Source organism: Candidatus Krumholzibacteriia bacterium (assembly GCA_030748535.1).
Lineage (GTDB): Bacteria > Krumholzibacteriota > Krumholzibacteriia > JACNKJ01 > JACNKJ01 > JASMLU01.
Map to the genome: position 1 here is coordinate 301,871 of JASMLU010000001.1, position 17,929 is coordinate 319,799.

The window sequence follows — 17,929 nt, forward strand, 5'->3', positions numbered from 1 at the left end:
GACTGGGAGACAGATTTCAGTGGCGCTTTCGCATGCTTTCCAGAAAAGCCTTCTCGTTGCGAGTCAGGGAATGAATCCCTTCCCGATTTACCTTGTCGAGGATGGCATTGACCCGATTTCGATCCGTTTTCTGTTTCGAGATTTCCCTCTGCCTCCTCCGCTCCTCAATTCCCAGGATGCTTTTTCGATGCCAACCCATTTTCATCATCACAAGCCCGGTGAGCAGTCCTCCGATATGGGCAAGATGGGCAATGTTCCCGGTTCCCTGAATCGCACCGTAGAGATCCAGCACAGCAATGAACCAGATGAAGTATTTCACTCGCATCGGGATCACCATAAAGGCGAGAATTATCCTGTCGGGGAAGAGACGGCCATAGGCAGCCAGAATGCCAAGAACGGCACCACTGGCACCGAGGATGCTCGCATTCCACATCGTCATGCTGAAGAGACCGGCCACCAGTCCGGAGAAGAAGTACAGACGAAGAAAGGCGCGGCTTCCAAGCACAACTTCCACTTCCCGCCCCATCATCCAGAGCAGGAACATGTTGAAGAGAATGTGCATGAGCCCCCCATGAATGAACATGTAGGAGAGCAACTGCCAGATCATGCCCTTGGCGACCAGAGGCGGGTGCAGAATGAGAAGCTGGGTGACCATGTTCCCGAGAGGGCTGTTCTGGAAGACCAGCTGCAGCAGGAAGGCCAGCACATTCAGCGTTACCAGGCGCATCACCCAGGGATAGGGAGAGTCGGCAAAGGGAAGGGATGAAGACTTTCTGTTTCCTTGTCCGTGCATTCAGCCTCAATTTGCCGATAAAGGGCGGGTCAGGGTAATCCGGTGGCGAGCGCCTGCCGCCTCGACTGCAGAAGTCGCATGAGCATAATCAAGATACAGGGAACTGAGTGAAAGACCGAAGCCGAAGGAGAACTCCACAGGAAGCCGCTCATCAGACCAGTGGCGCAGGCCACAACGAAATACGGCAAGATCCTCGATAAAATTCCACTCCAGACCCAGGCCCAGACTTTCCAGATCATTGAAACGGTAGCGGGCCGCTGTCTCCAGCCGGAAATCACCGCGCAGGTAGGGCAGGTGCAGGTCGTTCATGCCAAGAGACAGAACCGGAGAAGCCTCCCGCTTCTTTACCGATCCCCCGTCCCAGAGAAATTCATGAACCAGGTCTTCCAGAAAGAATCCCGCCTCCAGTGAGGGACTCAGCAGGCGAGCCTTCAGGCCCAGTGACAGGGAGAAAGCCCGGCCGCGATCCAGGTCATCCTCGCTTCCCCCGCGTGAATGATCGGCACGAAAGCCGGTAGCAAGCCAGCGGAAGGGGCTCCAGGCTCCTGCGACACTCAGGGTCCACTCCTGCCAGCGGGAAGCATCGGCCAGGTCTGCACCTCGATACTGGAAGGCCGCAGCAAGAGCGGCACTGCTCTGGGGGCTTCCGGAACGGGAATCCTGATGCCCGGATCCCCTTCCAATAAGAAGCGTCGCCTGCTGAAGGGGAATCCCCCCGGACAGGTGTTCATAGACCAGAGCCATCCGGGCTGTTTCATCCAGGCTCAGCAGGGAAGCCGGTTGCAGGAAGAGAGCCTCCAGCCCGGTATCGTGAAGCCCTGCACAGGAGGAAAGGGCAAGCCCCTTCGCTCCCCCGCCACTCAGTCGGAAACTCCCTCCCTCGCTGGCAGAAAGAGCGAGAGGAATCAAAAGAGCAAGGATCAGGGAGCGTCTAGGGAACAAGAGCCACCACCTTCCTCTCACTTCTCAGGCTTCCGTCATTCATCGTACTGAGAACATTGACGAGGTAGAGGCCTCCCATGAGAGGTCGCCCACCGTCACCGAGAAGGTCCCAGTTCGCCAGCCACTCCTGTGGCCCTCCGGAGGCCTCCAGGCTGCGGACCAGTTTTCCCTCCAGGCTAAAGAAGCGCAGTTCCACAGAAAGCGCATCGCCGGGAGTATTGATCCGGATCGTTTCATCACTTCCACCCCGGAAGCGCCCCGGCATCAGAACCTCTGCCCCGGGCTCATAGACCAGTTCCAGTTCCCCGGAGAGAGCAGAGAGGTTTCCCGCCGGATCGAAAGCCTGCACCTGGAAAGTCTGGGGGCCATCTTCCAGTTGCACAAAGAAGGAGAAGTCATAGGAAGAACTGAGCTCCAGAGTATCGCGGGCGGTTTCCGAAGCACCCTGAAAGAGGAGAACCGTCAGATCCGCTTCCGACACCGTACCGTCCAGGGACAGAGAGGACTGAATTCTCCGTCCCCCCGGAGTGGTCCACTCCGGTGCCTCGGGATCCAGAGAGTCCAGCGTAAAGCTCAGGGCCTGGGAGGAGGAAATCTCCGTCATCCAATGGCCGGCCAGATCCCGTGCGTCGACCTGGATGCGGTAGGTACTGTCGACATAAGTGCTGTCGGCTGTCCAGGCCTCAGGGAGAAGAAGAGAGAAGTCCTCGCTGTCCCCACTTCCTGTTCCCAGGCTGATGGCTTCCGTATCAAACTCTGCATCCAGACCCCAGGCCACGCGGCAACTGTCTACATCGTGCCGATCGGAGACCCGAAGGAAAAGCGTGTCGGGGACATCCGCCGGATTCCAGTGGAAACTGCTCGCTGACTCGTAGCCGAAAACAGAAACACTGGGCGCGAGAATGTCCATGTCCAGATTGACGGAGGTGGAATCCGAATTGCCAGCATCATCCTCCAGAACGATCCAGCCCAGATACAGCCCGTCCGCACGACTCTCGAACTCGTCCATGCCGTTCCAGAGAAAGCGGTACTTCCATCCGAACTCCGACTCCACTCGATACCCGGAGTCTCTTTCAAGCAACCTCAGCTCCTGAGAAACACTGCCTTCCTCCAGTTGATAGATCCTCAGAAGGGCGGTGTCCGTCAGAGTGTCAAAGCTCGACGAGGTGAAGAAGACCTGTTGCAGGGAGTCCGCGCCCTCAAGCAGGGGAGTAAAGAAGGGAGAAGGCTCCAGGGCCGTGGAAACGAGATCGGGGGCGATCGTGTTGATTTCCAGTTCCACGGGAGTGTCCATCCAGAGTTCTTCGGTGCCGGTCAGGGCATAGAGGTGAAGATAGTAGAAACCATCGGGGAGAGTCTCGCCATCCTCCCCCTCACCTCCCCACTTCAGGCTGTAGCGGGAATCGTTTGTCCCCAGCGCGGACTCCTCCAGAAGAAGGCGGGCCAGAGTGCCTGAATCCGGGGGCTGAGTGGGATCCGTGTGAATTTCTGCCCGAACCAGTGCAAGATCCTCTTCTCCCCCGTCTACATGAAAGGACAGGGCGCAACTGTCCTGCACGCCGTCAGCATTGGGCGAGAAGGCACGGTCATAGTAGACCTGATCAATCTCAAGGGCGGAGGCAGCAGCCACAGCCAGGAGAAGCAGGATCCCTGTCCCTCTGTAGAACATATCATGCACCTTTCCGATGCAGAATAGACCTCAAAGCCTTGTAGGGCAAGGACTCGCTTTCGTCAAGTCAAAGACGGGTTCGCAGCAGAAGAAGACCGATTCTGGAAGCCGAAGGAGCCTCCACCAACATTTCGAGAATCCCCGGAGCAGCTCCCGTCTCCAGACCCTGAAGATCGAAAGACATGGGCATGAGCGAGGAACTCATGGATCCCGAGTTCAGGGGAATCGCCAGAGGTTCATCCTGATTTGAATAGGGAAAGTCCAGGCGGAGGTTATGGCTGCTGAACTGGTAGCGCGGATCGGAGTCCTCGCCCTCCCGGTCGTCCAGATAGATCGCCGCAATCCAGTCCTTGAAGACCTGTTCGAAATCTTCCTCGCAGGCGGAAGTGACATTCTCCCTGCCCGGCAGGACAGACTGCACCAGGTTCCGGACGCTCCCCGGCCAGCGATCTTCCAGATAGCGGCAGAAGAGATAGGATGCCCCCCGCTCCGCCAGACTGTTTCCCACGGTCGCCGCACCATCAAGAGACGCCAGAGCCCAGTTGCGATGAGCCCTGCTATGTAGATACAGGCTGACCCGGCTCTGGTTCTGCTCATCAAAGCCGCAAAGATTCTCGGCCAGATGGCTGAGCCCCTCGTTCAGCCAGAGCTCTTCCTGCGGAGTCTGGTAATTGCCGTGAACAATGTGCCGCTGGCCCATGTTGATCATGTGCTGAAACTCGTGGGCCAGAATGGGCGGAAGCGAGGAAAGGGTCGAGGAGAGGCTGTGAGGAACCGGGCTGAACTCGCCGACAGGATCCGGAACGATGGCAAAGAAGACCTCCCCATGATTGCTGCAACCGGAAGGAGAGCTCCAGACATCGAGATCCACGGGATTGAAAAAGCCGCCCACATAGCTTCCATCGCTCCAGGTGGTCATGGCATTGACTACCCGACTGAGCAGGATCATCACCTTTCCATTGGAATCAATGTCACTTTCCTCTCCAAAGCTCGCAGTGTCCTGCGGATGTATCAGCGTGTCGAAGAGAAGTCCCAGTTCGTCCACGGAAGCCTGGGGCAGGGAGGAGTCATCCCGGCTGTCCACGTAGAGAAGAGCCTGGCTGCCGCTGTATCGCAGGGTGGCCTGAACCGTCTCGTAATCCGAGGGAGAGTAGATATTGCCGAAGGCATCCGAAAGCACCTGGAAGTCTCGGACGCTGACAGGCGATGAACGAGGCGAGACGGCCGGTGGATTCCCCGGGCGGCTCCCCCGGGCCATCAGAAGCCGCTGGTGAAAGAGATCGACTGGCGAGAGGCTTCGATCCTGAGCGCGAGTCTCCGTCTCCCGATCGGGGCCCGCTGAGTAGGGAAGCAGTTCATAGGGTCCGCTCTCTTTCAGGCTGTAGACAAGAAAGAGATAATCGCTCTCTCCCCCGTCGAGCAGAAGTGACAGGGGGAGTTCTCCTTCGACCAGGCCCAGATCCGTCACGACTCCATAGCCGGGTGCAACGGCCAGGGAATCCAGCGAAGCGTTTGCCGACTGGCTACCCACAGAAAGGGTAAGTTCGTACCAGCCCATGGCCATGTCGTCGGGAAGACGGGAGCGAAGCTGGGTCTCTGTGGCACTTACGATGTCCAGATCACGGCCGCCCAGGCGCAGAGTGTTGAATTCCGGTTCCAGGCAGAAATTCTCTCCATAGACATTCAGAAAATCACCGGGCCCGAGAGGACCCGGAGGAGAGTAGTCGTTTACATGGGGAGGAAGGTCGGCTATGGCCGTCGCCTGCGCAGTGGCAATCCCGGCGCTGCTGGCCAGAAGTTCGTAGTCACCGAGGTCCCCTCCGAGAGTCCAGACAAAGGAACACTGTCCTTCGTCGTCACTGATCCCGCTAGCCGGAGTCACGGAAGATCCTCCCGGCGCTGTCACCCCCACGCTGACTCCTGGAACCCCGTTGCCCCACTCATCGAAAACACCCATCAAGAGGGTTTCCTGAAGAGTGGCAGAAGGAGCGTCCTTCTGCCCGGAACCGAAGATCCACTGCAGGTTTGCCGCATCACCGGGAAGGGCGATAAGCAGAAGAGACTCGGCCCCCGAAAACAGATCCGAATCAATGCCGGGAAGCACCCAGAGGTCTCCTGCCACCGTCCCCAGGGTCACCCGGGTTTCCACCAGGCCGTCTGCGGAACTCGGCGTGGAGGGCGGATCGAAGACAGCCTCCCCGTTTTCCATTTCGAAAAACACGGTTTCTCCCGCCACCGGATCCCCCTCCTCATCCACCACCCGGAAAAGAAGCGGAAGAGGGAGTTCCTCCTGAATGCGGGCTTCCTGATTCTCACCGGAAACCACCAGGATCCTTATCTCATCTCCGGGAGGAGGAAGAGGAGGACCTGTCGGGTGATCCGGGGAACAGGCCGCAAGGAGAAGTAGCGGAAACAGGATTCGCTTCATGAGCTTCCTTCATGAAAGTGGGTAACTTGTCCTGCACGAACCGTCATTGCGCTGGAAAGTGAGCGAGCGAAATCCTGAAGGAGAGGGTCTTCGGCGACAAGGAAAAAGTCTGCACTCTTCCCGGGTCTTACACTCCCCCGCTCTCCGTCTGCGGAGACAAGACGGGCGGCATCGAAGCTCACAGCCGACAAGGCCTGGGCGGGATGATCTGCTTCTTCCCCAAAGAGCGAAGGGTCCACGGCCGCCCTCATGGCAGCCCAGAGGTCCCGGGGCATCCCGTCGGTTCCATAGGCAGGCTGAAGCCCCCGTTTGCGGAAGGCACCCGGAGCCGGAAAGAGAGACTGGAAGTCTTTCCCGAAACGCTGCTCATACAGGCCCCCGGGACGACCCCAGCGATCCATGAAATTGGGTTGCAGGCAGGCTCCGACTCCGAGACGGGCAATCCTCTCCATCTGCTTCGGGTTTGCCATCTCCAGATGTTCGATTCTGGCGGAAGCCTGCGGAGCGGAGAGATCCTCCAAAATATCCAGCGCCTGATCAATGGCACGATCCCCGATGGCATGAAAGGAAACTCCCTGTCCCCGCCGGAAGATCTCATCACATCGTTTCCGCAGAGCATCCCTCTCCCATAGAAGCTGCCCTCGTCCCCCTTCCCGATACTCAGAGCGAAGAGCGGCGCTCCTTGCCCCGAGAGATCCGTCGAGGAAGAACTTGTAGCCGAGAAAGCGGTGCGGAAGCGGGGCGTGAGTAGCTTCGGGAAGTTCCTTCCCCGCAGAAACAGGAAGGTAGTAGTCAATCTCCAGCGGGAAATCGTCGGGAAGACTTCCCACTCTTTCATGAAGACGGGAAGCTCCCATTTCTGTCAGATGAGTAATCCCCTCCGATGCCATTTCCGCGCCCAGTTTGCCGGCTTCATGAAGCAGGCGCTCCTCTCCCGCTGCGAAGACTCGACGGATGGCATAGGCATCCCTTTCCAGCAGAAGACCGGAAGCACTTTCGGAATCCAGAAGGGAGCAACGCTGAAGGGCGGCTGTGGAGCCGACGGCCGCATGGCCACAGATGCGAACCAGTGCGATTTCGCGCCCCGGGAAACGCCGGTCCAGTTCTTCGCGACGGGGGAATCGGGAATCCTCCCACTCACTCTCATCCCAGCTCATCCCCAGCAGCGGGGCATCCCCCTCTGCTTCTTCCAGTCTCTTCCAGAGTTCGTCGCGGGAGGAAAGCCCGGAGAGATCGACCGAGCAATTTCTGTCGGCCTCGTGGAAGAGATGAAGGTGGGCATCGCAGAGACCGGGCAAAAGTGTCCAACCCCGCAGGTTCAGGCGAAGCGCCGCTGAGGACTCATCCGACACAAAACGCTCTCCGGAGATTCCGATCGAGGATTGGCGATGCAACGCACCCTCGCCGTCCCGGATGTTCAGGCCCTCGAGAAGGATCTGCCCAGGAAGGTTCTTATCCAGTGCTTCTTTCAAGGGAAGAAGTTCGTGCAAAGGGAAAACCTGCTTGCTATTCGGGTAAGAAGTCTTCAGGTTTTATACAAGTTTCCCACCCCCTACTGCAACCGGGGAGTCCCTTTTGCACAGGCTTCGCTGGATTCCTTTTATCCTGATCGCAGGTCTCTTGCTGGTCGTGCTGCTCTTTGAGTTCTTCCCGCGCTTCTTCGAGGGAATGCAGGGAGAGCCGGAGACCTGGGCTGCTTCCGGGGAATGGAATCCGGAGATCACCTGGGATCCCAGCGACCCCCGTAAGACGGAAGAGTCGCCCGAAGATCCCGCTGAGAGCAGTGAAGACGCTGTTGCCGAGAACGCGGAAGCTGTTCCCGAAGCGATACTGGAGACCCGGGAAATGACGGCAGAGAACTCCCGCCCCTCCACTCCCCCCAGGGAATCTCCCGGCCAAAGGGGACAGGGAAATCGCTCTGCGCGACTCCTTTATCAGGAATGGCCACGGATTGATGACTTTGGAGAGGGAGGCGTTTTCCGTTACCGGGTCTTTGTGGATCGCAGGGGAGAGGTCACTCGCTGGGAAACCCTGGACACCTTTGACTGCCCGCCCTGCGAGAAAGAGGCCGAGAGAATTGTCCGCGGACTTCGCTTCCGCCCCGCCTTGCGAGACGGGAAGAAGGTGCCCAGCCAGGTCAGTTATGAGATTCGTTTTGGAGAGGGCGGGGGACCGGAAGAGTAAAGGAGAAGGTGGATCCCTGTCCCACTTCACTCCTCACCCAGAGGCGTCCCCCCATGGCTTCGACCAGTTCCCGCGCTAGAGCCAGACCCAGACCGGTCCCTGCTTCCGCCCGGGACTCCAGGGTCCTCACCCGATAGAACTTCTGGAAAATCTTCTCCTGTTCCTCCCGGGGGATCCCCCGGCCCTGGTCTTGTACATCAAGACGCAAGAAATCACTGAGGTCGCTCTTTCTCCGCCCCGGAATGAAGCTCCATGACAGATGAACCGGATTTTCGTCCGGGGAGAACTTGAGAGCATTGTCCAGCAGATGATCCAGTACGCTCGAAAAGTGTCGGCAATCTGCAAGAACCCGGTAGCTGGGAAGCTCTGCAGGAACTTGAATGCGTTCTTCGCCTCCGGATTTCTCCTGCAGGTAATCGCGGATCAGGCTCGGGAAGGCAAACTCCTGCAGATCCAGATCCAGTTGCGGAGAGGACATGTCCGAGAGCGTGAGAAGTTCCCGCACCAGTTGATCCAACTGGGAAGCTGAATTACGGATCCCTTCCAGGAAATCCTGAAACTTGCTGCTCCCGGCTTCGGACTCTTTCATCGCAAGTTCTGAATAGGCAAGAATACTGGTCAGAGGCGTTCGAAGCTCATGACTGATGCTGTTGAGAAAATCCGATTTCCTCTGCTCCAGTTCATTCCCTTCTACAGAAGAGTCCTCCCGTCCGCGAAGCAGATGAAGGCGCTCTGCAGTCATGCTGAGAACCGGAAGAAGATTGCGGATTGTAGGCAGGTCATTCTTGTCCGTCTGCTTTCTCTCCGGGAGAAGCAGTGCGCCACGGAATTGCCCCTCTCCGCAAAAGGGAAAGACCCGAAAACAGTCCCGGGACCGGATCAGGAGCCCGGGCACTTTCATGGAAGAAGCCGTCAGACGCTTGGGCAGCGGGTCGGAGAGAAAGTCGCGGGGTAGAAAGTGACCCTCCGGTACGGGAAAGGGACTGTCGCCACTCAGGGGAAAGAGACTCCACTCCTTCGGCTGAAGGGACGGCAGCAAGAGAAAACCCCGGCTCTTCTTCTGTCCGAGCAGCTTTGAAGTAAGTCGCGCGATTTCCCGATAGCTCTGCAGGCTCGCATAGGAAGCCAGGCCCGAATCCGCCGCGGTCAATGGACTTGCTGGCACGAGAATATCCTGCACCGGTCACTCCTTGCGCAGGGGAAGCCCCCTGTCTCTCGAAAGCACTTTCGGGCAGGCCTCTAGTTGCCTATGGGACAATGACTTGAAGTTTCGCCCGATTTCACAATGAAGAGAGTTGCAACTCTCATTCCACCGTGCTGCGCATGGCTCCGAAGTAGCGAAAAGCGGAGACGGAGGCCAGGACCAGAATCAGGATCAGGGAGAGAAGAAGCAGCAGGGTAAAGGTCGGGCTCTTGGCAGATGCACCGAGGCCGAGCAGAATCAGAAGCCCGTTTCCTAGAATCGACTGAAGAAGCATCTTCCACTTTCCCAGCCGGTCGGCCGGAAGAGAAAGTCCGGTCTTTCTCTGGTAGCGTTCTCTCAGCCAGGTGATCCCCCACTCCCGGACAAGAAGCAGCAGAACAAAAACCCAGGCCAGCAAGCTGCCCGAAAAATGAGCCAGCGCGAGGAAGATCACCGAGATTAGGATCTTGTCCGCCAGAGGATCGAGGTGTTCTCCCAAGCGACTGATCTGGTTGGCTCTTCGGGCAATATAACCGTCGAGAGTGTCCAGCAAGGCCGCCACCGTACAGAGAAGAGCCGGAAAGAGAGTCGGCCCCCGAAAGAAAAAGAGAAGCGCCGCAAGCAGGGCCATCAGTACCCGGATCCCGCTGAGAAGGTTGGGGATCGTCAGAATGCGATCATACTGCCTGTGGGATGACTTACTCATGCAAGGATCCTATCAATTCCTTCGATCAGGATCAACTAGGGGAGGGTGAAAGTGCTGTCCGCATAACCGGTTTCCAGAACATTTCCACCTGCTACCCAGGTCCAGTCTACTCTCAGCGTTACTTCTTCAGTTTCGTAGGTCACGAAATAGATGGAAGATCCATCGATGCCGTCACTTTGCCCGGGATAGTAGGCGAAAGTCTCGTCCATATATCCGGAAGCCCAGTCGATGATGGGGCCTTCTTCCCGGCAGAAATAGACATCATCCGGGCTGCTCCATTCCAGAAAGAGCATGGCCTCTTCCGGATTGCTCAGGCTCAGGCGCAGAGCCGTTGCGGGAAAGCCGGAATGAGGAAGGGAGAAGTCGTAATCCTCGTAGTCCTCGTGGCCCTCCAGGGGATGGTTTTCAGAGTAGGTTTCCAGGCTCTGAAAAGTGACCTCGGCCTCCAGTTCACAGGTCTGGCTGGGCGGCGGCTCCAGAAGAGGGAGGAACTGCACTCCCACCGCCACCGCGCCGGAGTTGACAATTCTGGCTGCAATTTCCGTACTTGTCAGGCCTCCCCAGTAGTTACAGCGGGCATCAATCTGGGGAGCCCCTTCCTCGAAACCTTCGCCAATCTCAAGAAATGTCTCCACGGAAGTCGTAAAGTTGCAGCCTTGGGTAACGAGATAGGAGTTTCCCGACAGTCGAATCCCCAGAGCCGTGGCATCCGAGAAGACAGAATTCAGGCAGTAGCCGCTACTGGAGTTCCTCAGGGCAATGCCGTAGGAGTAACAATTCGTGAAGCCGCAGGTCTCCAGGGAGAGATTGCAGGCATCGGCTTCAATCCCCTTGCGAGTCGAATCCAGAGAAAGCCCCAGAATTTCGATGCGGGTGTCCGATGCCTTGACTCCCTGGTTGCAGTTCACAAACTTCGAAGACTGAATGGAAAGGAGAGCCAGATTCCCCCAAGTCTCATCGAGGACAGCATGTTCCGCGTTCTCAATGACGAGCCCCTTGATCCGCACTTCCTGATTCTGGTACTCCCCCACGCGGAGACCCTTCCACCAGGTTTCCGAAGAAGTGGACATGGTTCGGGGCTGAAAGTGAACGGGACGATCCGTCACTCCTGTTCCCTCGATATCCAGATCTGAATAGACGGTCACCCGACTCGAGGGATCACACCAGAAGCTACAGTTCTCCTCGATGCGGAGACTGACTCCCTCGGGAAGTTCAATCTGCCCGGTAAGAACATAGAAGGGAGGACCACCGGAATCCTCGTTTACCCAGAGGAGCTCACTCCCCTGAATCTCTCCATAGGAGGAGGGACTTAGTTTCAGTCCCACTTCCCAGGATTTGCTGTAGGAATCGCTCTTGTCGCCATCGGTCACGGAACAACTGACCGTCTGCGTTCCGTAGGACGCTGGCACGGTCCAGGCAATCGTGCTGGCGCTGAGAGTATCCGGGCTCAGGCCCTCTCCGCTCCATACAAACAAAAGAGGATCCCCGTCCAGATCCGTGGTCATCACCTGGAGGGTCACGGTCTCGCCTGCTGCGACGACTGGCTTGTCTCCCAGTATTTCCATGCTGATGATTTCCGGTGCATGATTGTCCAGCGGAGGCTGTCCGGGGTTTTCCGCACAGGAAAGCAGGAAAAGAAGCCCGAGGAAAACCTTGCCATGCCCTATCGTCGATTTCATAATCCCTCCCGGATGAAAACTACGCTGAAACAGAGCCTTCCTCAAGGAGAATCCCCATGCGCAGAATCCATCAGCTGACCCTCTTTCTGCTCATTCTTGCCTTCCTTCCTCTTCAGGCCGAAGAGGCTCCTGATCTTGTCATTGCCCATACCAATGACCTTCACGCACACTACCGCCCCTTTGAGAGTCGCAGCGGTGAAATCCGGGGCGGCATTGCGAGAATCGCCGGCAGGATTGCAGAGCTGCGCGCGGAGTACGGCGACCGTTTCCTCTACCTGGATGCAGGAGACCTGTTTCAGGGAACGCCCTTCTACCACTTTCACCGGGGAAGTCTGGGGGTGGAACTCCTCAGCGCAATGCACTGCGACCTGATGTGTCTGGGCAATCATGAACTCGACGATGGGTCGGCGAACTTCTTCCGGGCCATGAAGAAGTCGAGCTTTCCCGTCGTTTGCGCAAACCTGAACCGGGCCGATGGAAGTGCCCTGCTTCCTGCCGCCATGCGACTGGAAGCAGGCGGCTTCAGCATCGATGCAGTAGGACTGCTCACCGGCTCTCTGGACGAAATCTGCGGTGAGGCCGCTAGAGGAGAGCTCCTCGTCCTTCCGCCTGAAAAGGCGCTGGCAAGTTGGCTCCAGGACCGAAAGAGCCAGGCGGATCTGACGCTTGCCCTCAGCCACTGCGGACTGAATGAGGACCGGACCATTGCTGATGCAGTGCCGGAGGTTCCCCTGATCATCGGCGGACACAGCCACAGCTTTCTTTATGAACCGGAGCTTCGGGGCCCGGTTACCATCTGCCAGACTGGCTGCTACGGATACAATCTGGGGGTACTGAAGGCCTGGCAAAACGGAGACGGTAGCTGGCGCTTTGAAGAAACTCTGGAGGAGGTTCGGGAGGACTGGCCCCTTGATGAAAATGTGCAGGCGATTGTGGAAAGAGCCTCACATCTCGTGGACCGGGAAATGAATGTCGTGCTGGGCCGGCTTCGGGGTGACTTCGGCATTCCCGGAAAGTCGTCTCAGCCGGATCCTTTAGGGCAGATGGTTGCGTCCATCATGCAGCAGGCAGCCGGCGCGGACATTGGTCTCCAGAATGTCGGAGGCTATCGGACCTTTCTCAAGGAAGGTGATCTCCGCAGGGAAGATCTCTTCACCCTGCTTCCCTTCGACAATCATATCATGAGACTTCGATTCCGGGGGGACCAGATCCAGACGCTCTTCAATTTCATCGCCTCCGGACTGAACAGCCACCGTTTCGGGCAGACCTCCGGGATCGAGTACCGAATCCATGAGGGCCAGGCCAGGGACATCCGCATCGACGGACAGAAACTGGATCCCGCAAAAGACTATCTCCTGGCTACCCTGGACTTCCTCTATGGCGGCGGTGACGGCTTTACGCTTCTTCAGGAGGCCCTTGAGGCAGAGACCCTTGACATCTTTTCAAGAGACGAGTTTGAGAAGCGCCTATTGGAGGGCTTCTCCCCTGCACCCGAAGACTATGCTCCCAACTTCATCATTGAGTGACATAAAAAGCCCCGCCAATGAAGGCGGGGCAAAATCGCTTTCCTTGGCAAACGAACTTACTTCAAGAGCAGCATCTTCCGACTGAAGCTGTCGCCGTCGATTTCCAGCCGGGTAAAGTAGATCCCGCTCGGCAGAGCCATGCCCGAGGAGTCCAGCCCGTCCCAGTTCAGTTCCTGCATGCTTCCTCGTGCCATCTCTCCATCATGCAAGACCTTTACGCTTCTTCCCCGTACATCATGGATCGAGATCCGCACGGGCAGGGTTCCGCTTCCGGCCGGTGTCACGAAACGGATCGTGGTACTCGGATTGAAAGGGTTCGGGAAGTTGGCGTAGAGCATGGCATTGGCCGGTAGCTGTGGATCCTCATCCACTCCCACCAAGGGCACTTCCGGCGTGAAGACACCGGTGCGTGCGGGATTGGCACGAAACATCTTCCACTGGGCAAGGCCGTTGTAATAGGGCGTCGGCATATCCCAGACATAGACGAAGGCATCCCAGCCCATGAGAGCCACATCCACCGTGAGGTTTCCGTCCAGATCATCAATGGTCGGAGAACTGCGGACTTCCGCCTGTGTCAGAATCGGGAAACCGCTCATCAGGCTTCCATCCAGATTCCAGGCGTAAAAAAGACCCCGCTCGGTGCCGAGCATGATTTCCAGTTCGCGATCGCCATCAAGATCCACGACCACCGGACTTGCCTCACTGCTGTCTTCGAGGTGGACCGGCCAGCCGGGGAGGACATTCCCCTGATTGTCACAGACGATGACATTCATGCTCGTGTAACTCTGGATCCCGGCCGCCACGATTTCCATCTGCCCGTCGCCCTCAAAGTCCACGATTGCAGGACTGGGAGGCAGGCCAAGAGATGTGTTGGACAGAGGAACCGGGAAGCCGGCATTGAAGAGCATCCCCGTATTGCGAACCGCATAGAGGTAGCCGGCATCGGTCAGGAACACGACCTCGTTCACTTCATCTCCATCCAGGTCACCGATGGCCGGACTGGAGTAGACAGCGCCGCCCACGCTCACCGGCCACCCGGGGAGCGTACTACCATCGTGGTTCCAGGCGTAGACCTTGTTCAGCTTGCTTCCGACCACCACTTCCAACTCATCATCGTCATCCAGTTGGCAAAGTGCGGGGCTGGACCTCGACCAGTATCCGATTCCGGTCGCAAAGACTCCCCCTGCCCCCGACAAGTAGCTGCTACCATCGTGGTTGAAGATGTAGAGGATGCTGTTCAGGCAAAGGACTGCAATTTCCATCGTGCCGTCTGCGTCGATGTCTGCAACCGCCGGTGTCGCCCAGGCCCAATCCGGAAGAGAGACCGGCCATCCGGGAGCAACATCCCCGGTTCCACGGAATACATAGAGTTCATTCGTGTTCCTGCTGAAGCCCACAATCTCAAGACCCGGGCTCATGGGTTCCAACTGGGCAAGAGCAAGACTGGCCGTAAAGAGATCCCCCTCATCGGAAAGCACTCCATAGCTTCCCGAGTCGTTGTCCCCGTCGATCACTTCCGTGCCATCGGCATGCCAGGCATAGATGCGATTGGAGCCAACGACGATCTCCTTGCCCTCCTGGCCGTCAATATCCCCGATAACGGGGCTACAGGCTGTCCCCCAGGCGGTTTCCAGAGGCCAGCCTTCAAGCATGGAGGGATTTGTGCTCGCCTGGGCTTCTTCGGTAGGCAGGCTACGGAAACCGGACTCGCTGATACCTTCAATCAGGAAGTAGTAATCCGTGCTCTCGGAAAGCCCATCGTTTCGGAAGTAGGTAAAGTCCAGAGACTCGCTACTGACAAGTTCATAGGGTCCCCCGCTTTGCAGGGAACGGTACACAAGAAAGCCTGCCGCTGTGGTGTCCGGATTGTCCCAGACCATGTCGATGACCGTGCTTGCGAAACTCGAGTCAAGAAGCAGGTTCATGGGACGAGTCGGGCGACGAACAGTAATCGTATCCCGACGCTCTCCACCCCAGGGACCACTGAATACCAACTCGAAACGATTCGCAGAACTGACATCGCTCTCTGAGAACAGGAACTCGCCGCCCTCTGTTCTTTCCATCAGCCCCATCGCAGGAAGCGCAATCGGGGAGGACAGAACACTTCCGGCAGCATCCAGAGCAAAGGCCTCGACCGACCAGGCATCCGTAATGGTGGACCCGTAGTTCTTCCACTCCGGAAGCAGGCGATAGGTTTCCCCGACATTGGGTTCACCATCTCCATTTCCGGAACTGTCATCAATGAAGAAGCGGAAGAGCCGGGGCAGAGGAGCATGGATCGCAAGATCGGAGGCATCTGACTGGGTACCGGAATCGAAAGTGAAATCGAAACCGATCAGGGCATGGAGTCCGTCCTCCAGATTCGTAGGTGCCTGTACCAGGAAAACAAGGTCCAGATCCAGGGATCCCCCGCCCGCAAGATCGCCTCCGTGCGAATGGCTGGACTCCAGAATCAGGAACTCGCCGCCCGGGGAGTTGAAGCCAAGTTGGAGGTTGCTTGCGGTCTGGCTTCCCTCATTGAGGACACGGAAAGAAAGCCGGAAGGTCTCTCCCGCATCCACCAGGCCATCGGCATTCCCGGAGATCGCAAGATCCGTCATGGGATTATCTTCGACCTGCAGGTTCTCCACAGAAAGACGGGGACCACTGCCGGCCATAACCGGAACATCCAGGCGCGTGATCAGGCAGTTGTTGGCAACTGCTGCAAGCTGAAGGGTTCCCGGAGAGTCTGCATGCAGGGGCAGTGTCAGCAGTCCGCTGGCATCCGTAGTTCCCAGGGCCCTATCCTCAGCATCGATGATGGCGGTAATGCGGGCATCACCCACGGGACTCCCGTTCTGGCTCAGGGACAGGGAAAGAGACTCACTGTCCAGATCGAAGGGAGCCGTCAATGCAAGATCCATGCTCTCGGGATTATCCAGCCAGATCTCGATGGAGGGATCCCCGAAAAGCACACAGGACAACTGGCTCCAGCGATGGCTTCCCTCATTCACACCATAGATCGCCCATTTGTTATGGCTCCATGTGAAACTTCCTCCAAGAGAAGAGGAGTCTGCAAGAAGAGCCGCATAGTAGGTTTCCTGATAGATGTCTGCCGTCTGGGGAAATGCTTCCCGTACAGATCCGATCGTGGAAATGCTTCCGCCGTTTTCGGCAAGGAGGAAGGCCTCCCCCAAACAGGAGTAGTCAAAAGCACAGGAAGTACAGTTCATCGCATAAACGCTGATCAGGTGGTCCAGGCCATTCTGCATGGCCAAAGCGTCCGAAGCCATGAAGTTGCCCTCGCCGCAGGACATGTTGTAGCGGAAACCGTGACCCATGTGATGCACCAGGTGAGCGCGTTCCTCCAGATCCGCATGAACGTCCACCAGCAACTCAGGATAGGAACCTTCGTAAAGCCAGTAGGTCTCATAGAGGCGAAGCAGGTCCATGTCACCGGGAACACTCTGTTCAATGATCTCCTGACAGTAGTCAGCGCCATTGGAAGTAATCCATTCCACGGGGTCGGTGATTTCCCAGTCTGCGGGAAAGAGAACCTCTCCCAGAAACGTGATTGCTTTTGCGTAGCCGGGATCCGGGGTTTCGCTGTAGGTGATGATCTTGTCCACCATCAACTGGGCTTCCGCAACATTGGTCACAGGAAGGCGGCCCAGGAAAACATCGGCATACATGTCATCCCCGTCCCCCGTCTCGCTCCCGTAGGTCGGTTCTCCGAAGAACTCGTCCCCGTCTGCATTCCAGTCTCCGTCCAACTGTGCGTAGTAGAGATCCGACGGCAACATGACCCAGGGCTGATGGAAGAAACTGCGGATGTAACGAGCCGGGATACTCGGAGTGTCTCCGGCGAGCAGAACGAACTGCACCCCCCAGTTTTCATAGGCATCCTGCAGGAAGCTGCGGATGGTCTGCTGGAGATCTGCTCCCTGGGGATAGTGACTGCGAATCCAGTCAATGTCTCTTACGACCGTGGAGATTCCGATTCCGGTCTTGTAGTTGGCCAGGCTCTGAAAAATACTTGCGAACTCGGCGTCTGTTACGATCACCATGTCCACGCCACTGCCTTCAATGCTGGGGACATCCCGCGGTTGAAAGACCCCCCGATCCGAGCTTCTCATGCTGGATGGGGCATAGGAATCGATGGCCTCGGGATTGAGAACCAGCGAGAGCACTTCCTCACGACTGCGCTTGGCAGCCTTTCCGCTCTGGCGAAGAGGGAAAAGGGACGAGGGATCCGGCTCCGTCTCGATGATCACCTTGCAGGACTGAAGCCGATGAAGGACGGCTCCTCCCTCCCAGGCCTTCTCGTACTGAAGGGGAGCGAGAAGTACTTCGGCAATCCGGTAACCTCGCAGACTGGCTGTGCTGTAGGAAATGAGATGCTCTGCCGGATAGAGAGAGCTTCTCATGGCAGGAAGGGAGGCAATCGTTCCCTCGCTCCCGGGAAGCCCCTGAAACTCGGGGAGAAGTTCCTCCAGAATCAGTTCATCCGAAGTCCGGACTTCGATGCGGAGGCTGCTTACTTTCTCTTCTGCCGGAATCAGGTAGCGGAGGCTTTCGAGGGGAAGTTGCGGTTGACGGAGATGCTCCGTACTCACCAGCGCGGGGGCTCCTCCCTTGACCGTCTTCAGGTCCTTGCCGTATTCGGTCAACTGGGCCTCATGGACATAGGTAGCCGCCTGCAGGGAAACACCGGGAAACAGGCATAACAGCAGAAAAAGGGTGAAATACCGAAACGGGAGTCGCATCCATGCCTCCAGGATGAGTTCGATTGCGTCTTGCGGTCGAAGGCTAAATCGAGCCGGAACCCCTTAATTATAAC

General features: G+C 57.5%; 11 protein-coding genes. 2 read left to right on the forward strand and 9 right to left on the reverse strand.

Translation table 11 applies throughout. The features are described 5' to 3' along the window. Positions 1-16: 16 nt before the first annotated feature. From QGH30_01465 to QGH30_01485, 5 genes are all read right to left on the reverse strand, one after another. A complete protein-coding gene (locus tag QGH30_01465; GenBank protein MDP7021007.1) occupies positions 17-793 on the reverse strand; it encodes a rhomboid family intramembrane serine protease in 777 nt (258 codons plus the stop codon). Positions 794-799: 6 nt separating this feature from the next. Continuing rightward, on the reverse strand, positions 800-1,735 hold the full coding sequence (locus QGH30_01470; GenBank protein ID MDP7021008.1) for a hypothetical protein: 936 nt from the start codon (positions 1,733-1,735) through the stop codon (positions 800-802). Next, the gene (locus tag QGH30_01475; GenBank protein MDP7021009.1) at positions 1,725-3,404 is read right to left on the reverse strand and encodes a hypothetical protein; all 1,680 of its coding nucleotides are present in this window, start codon (positions 3,402-3,404) and stop codon (positions 1,725-1,727) included. Before QGH30_01475 ends, QGH30_01470 begins: the two co-directional genes overlap by 11 nt. A gap of 67 nt (positions 3,405-3,471) precedes the next feature. After that, the gene (locus QGH30_01480; protein ID MDP7021010.1) at positions 3,472-5,832 is read right to left on the reverse strand and encodes a hypothetical protein; all 2,361 of its coding nucleotides are present in this window, start codon (positions 5,830-5,832) and stop codon (positions 3,472-3,474) included. Then, entirely contained in the window at positions 5,829-7,304 is a 1,476-nt protein-coding gene (locus QGH30_01485; GenBank protein MDP7021011.1) for an amidohydrolase family protein, read from the reverse strand. The genes QGH30_01480 and QGH30_01485 overlap by 4 nt, the downstream gene beginning before the upstream one ends. A 103-nt stretch (positions 7,305-7,407) precedes the next feature. Here QGH30_01485 and QGH30_01490 point away from each other — a divergent pair, with 103 nt between their 5' ends. Next, the gene (locus tag QGH30_01490) at positions 7,408-8,016 is read left to right on the forward strand and encodes an energy transducer TonB (protein ID MDP7021012.1); all 609 of its coding nucleotides are present in this window, start codon (positions 7,408-7,410) and stop codon (positions 8,014-8,016) included. On the opposite strand, the gene QGH30_01495 is transcribed toward QGH30_01490, so the two are convergent. The 3 genes from QGH30_01495 to QGH30_01505 form a co-directional block, all read right to left on the reverse strand. Then, on the reverse strand, positions 7,970-9,196 hold the full coding sequence (locus QGH30_01495; GenBank protein ID MDP7021013.1) for a HAMP domain-containing sensor histidine kinase: 1,227 nt from the start codon (positions 9,194-9,196) through the stop codon (positions 7,970-7,972). The genes QGH30_01490 and QGH30_01495 overlap by 47 nt on opposite strands. A gap of 124 nt (positions 9,197-9,320) precedes the next feature. Continuing rightward, the gene (locus tag QGH30_01500) at positions 9,321-9,905 is read right to left on the reverse strand and encodes a CDP-alcohol phosphatidyltransferase family protein (protein ID MDP7021014.1); all 585 of its coding nucleotides are present in this window, start codon (positions 9,903-9,905) and stop codon (positions 9,321-9,323) included. 35 nt (positions 9,906-9,940) lie between these two features. Further along, positions 9,941-11,584 carry a hypothetical protein gene (locus QGH30_01505; GenBank protein MDP7021015.1) on the reverse strand — a complete coding sequence of 548 codons (1,644 nt, stop codon included), beginning with the start codon at positions 11,582-11,584 and terminating at the stop codon, positions 9,941-9,943. Between the two features lie 56 nt (positions 11,585-11,640). On the opposite strand from QGH30_01505, the gene QGH30_01510 reads away from it, so the two are divergent. Next, on the forward strand, positions 11,641-13,110 hold the full coding sequence (locus QGH30_01510) for a bifunctional UDP-sugar hydrolase/5'-nucleotidase (protein MDP7021016.1): 1,470 nt from the start codon (positions 11,641-11,643) through the stop codon (positions 13,108-13,110). Positions 13,111-13,166: 56 nt separating this feature from the next. Here QGH30_01510 and QGH30_01515 read toward each other — a convergent pair whose 3' ends face one another. After that, positions 13,167-17,855 (reverse strand): C25 family cysteine peptidase, encoded by a 4,689-nt coding sequence (locus QGH30_01515; protein ID MDP7021017.1) that lies wholly within the window; start codon positions 17,853-17,855, stop codon positions 13,167-13,169. Between the last annotated feature and the right edge of the window lie 74 nt (positions 17,856-17,929).

What these genes read in the sequence shown, in the direction of transcription:
- QGH30_01480 (MDP7021010.1), bottom strand. Translation starts at nt 5,832, where the DNA reads ATGAAGCGAATCCTGTTTCCGCTACTTCTCCTTGCGGCCTGTTCCCCG.
- QGH30_01500 (MDP7021014.1), bottom strand. Translation starts at nt 9,905, where the DNA reads ATGAGTAAGTCATCCCACAGGCAGTATGATCGCATTCTGACGATCCCC.
- QGH30_01505 (MDP7021015.1), bottom strand. Translation starts at nt 11,584, where the DNA reads ATGAAATCGACGATAGGGCATGGCAAGGTTTTCCTCGGGCTTCTTTTC.
- QGH30_01465 (MDP7021007.1), bottom strand. Translation starts at nt 793, where the DNA reads ATGCACGGACAAGGAAACAGAAAGTCTTCATCCCTTCCCTTTGCCGAC.
- QGH30_01515 (MDP7021017.1), bottom strand. Translation starts at nt 17,855, where the DNA reads ATGCGACTCCCGTTTCGGTATTTCACCCTTTTTCTGCTGTTATGCCTG.
- QGH30_01475 (MDP7021009.1), bottom strand. Translation starts at nt 3,404, where the DNA reads ATGTTCTACAGAGGGACAGGGATCCTGCTTCTCCTGGCTGTGGCTGCT.
- QGH30_01510 (MDP7021016.1), top strand. Translation starts at nt 11,641, where the DNA reads ATGCGCAGAATCCATCAGCTGACCCTCTTTCTGCTCATTCTTGCCTTC.